At 77.2% G+C, this 6283-nt stretch carries 8 protein-coding genes; 2 read left to right on the top strand and 6 right to left on the bottom strand.

What is annotated here, in order from left to right:
• Together ACYVKY_RS16330 and ACYVKY_RS16325 are read left to right on the top strand one after the other, a co-directional pair.
• Window positions 1–1209, top strand: a 1209-nt coding sequence (locus ACYVKY_RS16330) for a helix-turn-helix transcriptional regulator (protein ID WP_460436044.1), incomplete at its 5' end; no start/stop codon positions are given.
• A 21-nt stretch (window positions 1210–1230) separates the two neighbouring features.
• Entirely contained in the window at window positions 1231–2439 is a 1209-nt protein-coding gene (locus tag ACYVKY_RS16325) for an ATP-binding protein (protein WP_460436043.1), read from the top strand.
• A 28-nt stretch (window positions 2440–2467) separates the two neighbouring features.
• Here ACYVKY_RS16325 and ACYVKY_RS16320 read toward each other — a convergent pair whose 3' ends face one another.
• From ACYVKY_RS16320 to ACYVKY_RS16295, 6 genes are all read right to left on the bottom strand, one after another.
• Entirely contained in the window at window positions 2468–2881 is a 414-nt protein-coding gene (locus ACYVKY_RS16320; protein WP_460436042.1) for a hypothetical protein, read from the bottom strand.
• Window positions 2878–3243: a VOC family protein gene (locus ACYVKY_RS16315; RefSeq protein WP_460436041.1), complete on the bottom strand. Its 366-nt coding sequence runs from the start codon at window positions 3241–3243 to the stop codon at window positions 2878–2880. Before ACYVKY_RS16315 ends, ACYVKY_RS16320 begins: the two co-directional genes overlap by 4 nt.
• 16 nt (window positions 3244–3259) lie before the next feature.
• Window positions 3260–3901: a hypothetical protein gene (locus ACYVKY_RS16310; RefSeq protein WP_460436040.1), complete on the bottom strand. Its 642-nt coding sequence runs from the start codon at window positions 3899–3901 to the stop codon at window positions 3260–3262.
• Window positions 3895–4857 carry a hypothetical protein gene (locus tag ACYVKY_RS16305; protein ID WP_460436039.1) on the bottom strand — a complete coding sequence of 321 codons (963 nt, stop codon included), beginning with the start codon at window positions 4855–4857 and terminating at the stop codon, window positions 3895–3897. The genes ACYVKY_RS16310 and ACYVKY_RS16305 overlap by 7 nt, the downstream gene beginning before the upstream one ends.
• Window positions 4854–5204, bottom strand: a complete 351-nt coding sequence (locus tag ACYVKY_RS16300; protein WP_460436038.1) for a hypothetical protein — start codon at window positions 5202–5204, stop codon at window positions 4854–4856. The genes ACYVKY_RS16305 and ACYVKY_RS16300 overlap by 4 nt, the downstream gene beginning before the upstream one ends.
• Before the next feature lie 95 nt (window positions 5205–5299).
• On the bottom strand, window positions 5300–6283 hold a 984-nt coding region (locus ACYVKY_RS16295; protein ID WP_460436037.1), incomplete at its 5' end, for a PASTA domain-containing protein.

The raw sequence follows: 6283 nt of genomic DNA, 5'->3' as shown, positions 1-6283 counted from the left end.
GGCCGCCCCGATCACGCCGCCCGGCTGGCCGACGGCCTCGCCCTGCCGGAGCCGGACGTCCCCGGCTGGGGCCAGTTCGCGCCGCGGGTCGAGGCGGCCCGTGCCGCGGTGGCGGCCGACGACCTCGACACCGCCCTGCACGACCTGCAGCAGCTGCTGGTGCGCGCCGAGCGGGGCGCGCCGGAGGAGCTCGCCTCGATGGTCGGACTCCTGGCGCAGACCTGCGCCCGGGCCGGACGGTGCCGCGAGTCGGTCGCGCAGGCCGCCCGCGCCGTCCGCGTCGCCGCCGACGCCGGCCTCTCGCCGGGGCCGGGGTGGTACTCGTCCGCGGTGGCCGAGCTGGCCGGCGGCACCCTGGAGCGCGCCGAGGCGTTCGCGCGCCAGGGCGCGCGCGCCTCCGAGGAGGAGGGCGACCGCAACTTCCTGCGCTGCCACCTCAGCGTCCTGGGCGTCGCGCTGCTGCGGCAGGGACGCGCCGCCGAGGCGGTCGAGGCGCTGCTGCGGGTGCAGGACATCGAGGACGACGCCGGCCTGCGCGATCCGTCCGACCTGCGCTGGCGCGCCGACCTCGTGCACGCGCTCGTCGTCGACGGCCGGCTGCCCGAGGCGGCCCGCGCGCTCGCCCGCCACCGCGAGGACGTCCGCACCCTGCGCCGCGGTCGCGGCGTCACCGCCCAGCTCGACCGGGCCGAGGCGCTGCTGCGGCTCGCGCAGCAGGACGCGGCCCGGGCCCTGTCGCTCGCCGAGCGCTCCGCGCTGCGGTTCGCCGAGCTCGGCCACCCGCTCGAGCAGGGCCACAGCCTGCTGGTGCAGGCGCGCGCGCACGCCGCCACCGGCGCGCAGCCCGAGGCGCGGGCCATGGCCCGGCTGGCCCGCGAGCTGTTCGTCGCGCACGGCGCCGCGCCGTGGGTCGGCCAGGCCGAGGCGGTGCTGGCCGACCTCGTCCCCGCCGCGCCGACACCGGTGCTGCGCCCGCTGCGGCTGCTGCCGCCGGTCGCCGAGGCGCCGTCCACCCCCGCCGGCGTGCGGCTCACCGAGGTCGAGTCGACGGTCGCGGGCCTGGTGGCCCGCGGGTCGAGCAACCGCGAGATCGCGGCCGCGCTGTTCGTCAGCGTGAAGACGGTCGAGGCGACGCTCACCCGGGTCTACCGCAAGGTGGGCGTGCGCTCGCGCACCCAGCTCAGCGCGCGTCTCTCGGGCGCACGCTAGACACCGCGATACGGTCCGATCGTGGACCCGGTGCGCAACCCCTACGCCCCCGGCGCGGGCCAGCGCCCGCCCGAGCTGGCGGGCCGCGACTCCGAGCTCGACGCGTTCGAGGTCGTCCTCGAGCGCGCCTCGCGCGGACGTCCCGAGCGCTCGCTCGTGCTCACCGGCCTGCGCGGGGTGGGCAAGACGGTGCTGCTGAACGCGCTGCGCTCCACCGCCGTCCGGCGCGGGTGGGGCACCGGCAAGCTCGAGGCGCGGCCCGACGCCCCGCTGCGCCGACCGCTCGCGGCCGCCGTGCACCAGGCGGTGCGCGAGCTGTCGGTGCGTGACCGCGACCAGGCCGAGGAGGTGCTCGGCGTGGTGAAGGCGTTCGCGCTGCGCGCGTCCGACCCGCCTCCGGGCAAGGGCACGGCGCGCCTGCGCGACCGGTGGCATCCCGGCATCGACGCGCCGGCGGCCGTCGGGCGCGCCGACTCCGGCGACATCGAGATCGACCTCGTCGAGCTGTTCTCCGACGTCGCCGGCCTGGCCGCGTCCACCGGCAACGGGGTCGCGCTGTTCGTCGACGAGATGCAGGACCTCGTGCCCGACGACGTCTCGGCCCTGTGCGCCGCCGTGCACGAGCTCAGCCAGCAGGGCTTGCCGCTGATCGTCGTCGGCGCCGGCCTGCCGCACCTGCCCGCGGTGCTGTCGGCGTCGAAGTCGTACAGCGAGCGGCTGTTCCGCTACGTCCGCATCGACAAGCTCACCCGTGAGGACGCCGACCGCGCCCTGGTGCACCCGGCGTCGGAGGAGGACGCGGCGTTCGACGACGACGCGCTCGCCGCCCTGTACGAGGCGACCGAGGGCTACCCGTACTTCGTCCAGGCGTACGGCAAGGTCGCCTGGGACGTCGCACCGCGCTCGCCCATCACCGCCGCCGACGTCGCGGTCGCCGCGCCCGACGCGCAGGCCGAGCTCGCCGTCGGCTTCTTCGGGTCGCGCTACGAGCGGGCCACGCCCGCCGAGCGCGAGTACATGCGGGCGATGGCCGACCTCGGCGCCGCCTCCGGCGACGGCGCGGTGGCCACGGCCGAGGTGGCCTCGGCGCTCGGCCGCAAGCCGCAGTCGCTGTCGCCCGCGCGCGACGCGCTGCTGAAGAAGGGCCTGGTGTGGTCGGGCGAGCGCGGCCGGATCGCGTTCACCGTCCCCCACTTCGGCCGGTACCTGCGCGAGCAGGCGGCGGAGTGAGGTCGCGCCCCGCGCCCCGGCTCGAGGGCTAGCCGCGCACCACCAGCACGAGCGCCACGAGCCGGTCGTCGGCGTAGTAGGCGCGCTGGACGTAGCCGTCGAGCCCGAAGGCGTCGGCCTCGTCGGTGGACGCCTGCGGCGGCCCGAAGCGCTCCCGCACCTGGGCCCGGGTCGCGTCGCCGGCGAGCCCGACGACCAGGGCGTCCGCCTGCGGGTACGTGCGGGTGCGCACGACCACCTCGGTCACCACGCCGCCGTCGACGACGAGCACCAGGCCGGGGTCGGCGCCGCGCAGGTGGGTGCGGCCGAGGTCGTCGACGTGGCTCACGCGGTGCGGCTCGTCGGCGAGGCCGACCATGTCGACGACCTCGCGCGAGGCGGGTGCCGCGCCGAGCGCGAGCACGAGCCGCTGCACCAGGCCCGGCAGCAGCGGCGGGCTCACCGGCGGTGCTCGACGAGGCCGACGAGGTTGCCCTCGCTGTCGCGGACGAACGCCTGCCACTCGGCGGCGCCGGCCGGGCCGAGGGTGTCGTCGTCGTGGGTGAAGATCACGTGCGGCTCGGACTCGACCGTCGTGCCCGCCTCCCGGAGGCGCTCGACGACCGCGGGCAGGTCGTCGACGGCGAGGTAGTGTAGGGCGGTCGGCGCCCCGTGCTCGAGCAGCAGGCGGGTGCCGTCGAGGTCGAAGAACAGCAGCCCCGGCGGGTCGAACCGCGCCGTCGGGCCGGTGCCGAGGAGCGCCGTGTACCAGGCCGCCGCCCGGTCGAGGTCGTCGGCGTGCTGCGCGATCTGGACGAGCCGCATGGCGGGACCGTAACCCTCAGCCGACCTGGAGGGCGAGCACCTGCGCGTGGGTGGCCGCGTGCACCGGGACGAGGGCCCGGCCCTCGCCCTCGAGGTCGACCGGCTGGCCCAGCAGCAGCGCGCCCGCCGGTCCGCAGTCGACGGCGACCAGGCCCCCGGCGTCGTGCCGGGACAGCTCGGCGCCCGCGCAGCGCGACAGCAGCGCGGCCCAGGCACCGGTCAGCCCGCGGAGCGCGTCCGGAGCGCCCTCGCGGACCAGTCCGTCGAGCGCGCGGGCGTCGACGAGCACGAACCCGTCCGGACCGGCCGGCTCGCCGCCGAGCGCGAGACCCGCCGGCAGCCCCAGGGCGTCGACGACGAGGTGGTCCTGCTCGGGCCACGCGGCGTCCGGGCACCCCGCCCCCGCCACCACCCACCGGCCCGCGTCCGCGGCCACCCGCAGCCGCCAGACCTCGTTCCCGTCGTCGACGTGCAGCAGCGCGTGGGCGTGGCCGACGTCGACCTCGTGGTCGACGAGGCGCGCGGGGCCCGCGTGGTCGACCGCCCAGGCGAGCACCTCTGCCGTCGTGGCGGCGTCGGGGTCGTGCGCGGACGCGTCCGCGAGTTCCACGGCACGTACTCGCACGTCGGTGCCGGGCAGCAGGTCGGCGCTCACCACGGCGTCGGGATCTTCTTCACCAGGCCGACGGCGCCCTTGCCGACCGACACGACGCCCTTGCCGGCCGCCTCGACGCCGCGGATGCCGACGTCGACGCCCTTGCTGATCGTCTTCGTCGCCCCGCCCCCGGTCGCGGCGTCGATCGCCATGATCCCGCCGCCGACGAGCCAGCCCGGTCCGGGCACCACCTTGGTCAGGCCCTTGGTGAGCCCGTTGGTGATGACGGTGTTCGCGATTGCGCGGCGCTTCTGGGCGCCGCTCAGGTTGCCGTCGGCGAGCGTCGTGGCCGTCGACAGGGCCGTGGTCGCGACGCCGAGCTTGCCGCCGCGCTTGGCGGGGTCGCCGCCACCCGCCGCCTTGGCGGCTCCCTTGAGCCGGTCGACCTTGCCCAGATCGCCTCGCCGCGTGCGGTAGTCGTCGTAGCGACCGCGAAGTCCCGGGGCCGGTTGCCCCTGCCGGCGTGCGGCGTCGAAGACCCGGCGCTCCCGCCGGGTCATCGAGTCCGTCCCGTGCTCGCGCCGGACGGCGCGAGCCGTGTGCGCCTCGAGCGCCCGGCCGCGCAGGCCCAGCTCGCGCCCGCGCCGCAGCGCCTTCTCGCGGGTCGCGTTCTCCTTCAGCGTGTCGTCTGCCCAGTCCTGGACGGACAGCCGCAGGCCGGCGACCTGCCGCAGCGGCTTGCTCGCCTCGAAGATCTGCCGGGCGCGGCTGCCGGTCGAGCGCAGCTGCTGCGCGAGCGAGTCGACCGTGGCGACCTGCCGCGGGACGACCGAGATCGCCTGCTGCACGGCGGCGTTCGCCGCAGCACGGGCACCGCCCTCGACGCCCGCGGGGACGGGCCCGAGCGAGCCGAGCCGGGCCTGGGCGCGACGGGTGTCGAGCGCCGCGGCCTCGAGCGAGCGGGCGCTGGCCTCCAGCCTCGTCGGGTCGACCGAGATCGACGCGTGCGGCGCGCTCACGGCCGTCCCCCCGCCCGCGCCGCGAGCGCGTCGCGGTAGTGGTCGACCCGGCGCTCCCAGTCGCGGATCTCCTCCGCCAGCTCGGTGGCGGCGGTGTCGAGACCGGCTGCGGCCGAGCGCAGGTCACCGCGCGCCCCACTCAACGCGCCGGCGGCGGCGCGCGCCTGCGCGGCCAGCTCGCGGCCCTTCGCCGAGTCGAGCCCGTCGACGTCGAGCCCGCCGCGGGTGAGCAGCAGGTCGGCGACGGACCGCATGCCGTCCGCGTAGGCGCGGATCGCGCCGGGGTCGCCCTCGGGGCGGGGGCCGGGGTGCACCGGCAGGCCGGTGCCTGCTCCGTCTGGCAGCATCGTGGATCGTCCTCTCGCACAGCGTCTCTCGTACGGAGAACGCTACGAGCGAGAGATCCTCCGCCACCATCGGAAGGGGTCCCCAGCGGCGGCGGTCAGGAGAAGCCGTACCCCATCAGCACGGCCTCCCAGCCGCCGCCGGGGCTGACCATGCCGTACTCGAAGACCTTGCCGCCGCTCGCCTGCCGCTCGAACCGGTAGATCGGCACGCTGCCCGGTGCCTGGTCCTGGAGGAGGTGGAAGACGGGGCCGGCACCGTCCTGCTGCCACGCGTCCGGCGTGGGCCCGGGACCGGGGTAGCGCAGGTCGCCCGGGTGGCTCGAGACGTACATGCGGTTGTTGGCGCCGATCGCGCCGCAGGTGCAGCCCCAGCTGGTGATCGCGACCATGCCGCCCTTGGCGGTGGTGGGCATGACGAGCCCGAGCCGGCCGACGATCCCGCGGGCTCCGGACGGCGGGTTGTCCGGCGTGCGCAGCACGCGCTGCCCGTTGTTGCCCTCGAAGACGACCCACTCCTGCTTGGCGTCCGGGTCGTACCCGACGTCGACCGCGACCCCGGAGCAGTACCGCCCGGCCGGCGTCCCCTGCTCGACGACCACGCCGGGCGGCTGCGGTGAGCCGACGAGTCGCTCGGAAAGGGTGAACCCCCCGGCCGCGGCCCGCGCCCGGGCGCCGTCGATGGTCTCGCCCCGCAGCTCGGGCACGTTCACGACCTCGCACCCGCCGAAGTACTGCACGGTGACGCCCGTGCCGGCCGGCACCTGGGTCGACCCGGGCGGGTCCTGGGTGACAACGGTGTTCGCCGGCTGCCCGGGCTCGCGGTCGCCGAGGTCGACGGGCGCGCAGGTCAGGCCGGCCGCTGTGATCGCGGCGCACGCGCTGCCGACGTCCTGGCCGACGACGTCGGGGACGGTCGGGTCGACCGGCGGCGGGGGCGGCGGAGGCGTGGTCGTCGTGGGGTCGGGCACCGGCACCACCGGCGGCGGGGCGCTCGTCGGGCCCTGGCCGGGCCCGGGGACCGGCGGTGGCGGGGGTGCCTGGGTCGGCGTCGGCCCGGGGGTGCCGGCCTGCTCGCGGGC

The organism is Angustibacter speluncae (assembly GCF_054777815.1).
The sequence above is the reverse complement of the archived record's forward strand: the minus strand, read 5'-3'. Positions and strand labels throughout refer to the sequence as shown.

Excerpts from the sequence above, each read along its gene's own strand:
- ACYVKY_RS16315 (WP_460436041.1), bottom strand. The coding sequence starts at position 3,243 with ATGCGGCTCGTCCAGATCGCGCAGCACGCCGACGACCTCGACCGGGCG.
- ACYVKY_RS16300 (WP_460436038.1), bottom strand. The coding sequence starts at position 5,204 with ATGCTGCCAGACGGAGCAGGCACCGGCCTGCCGGTGCACCCCGGCCCC.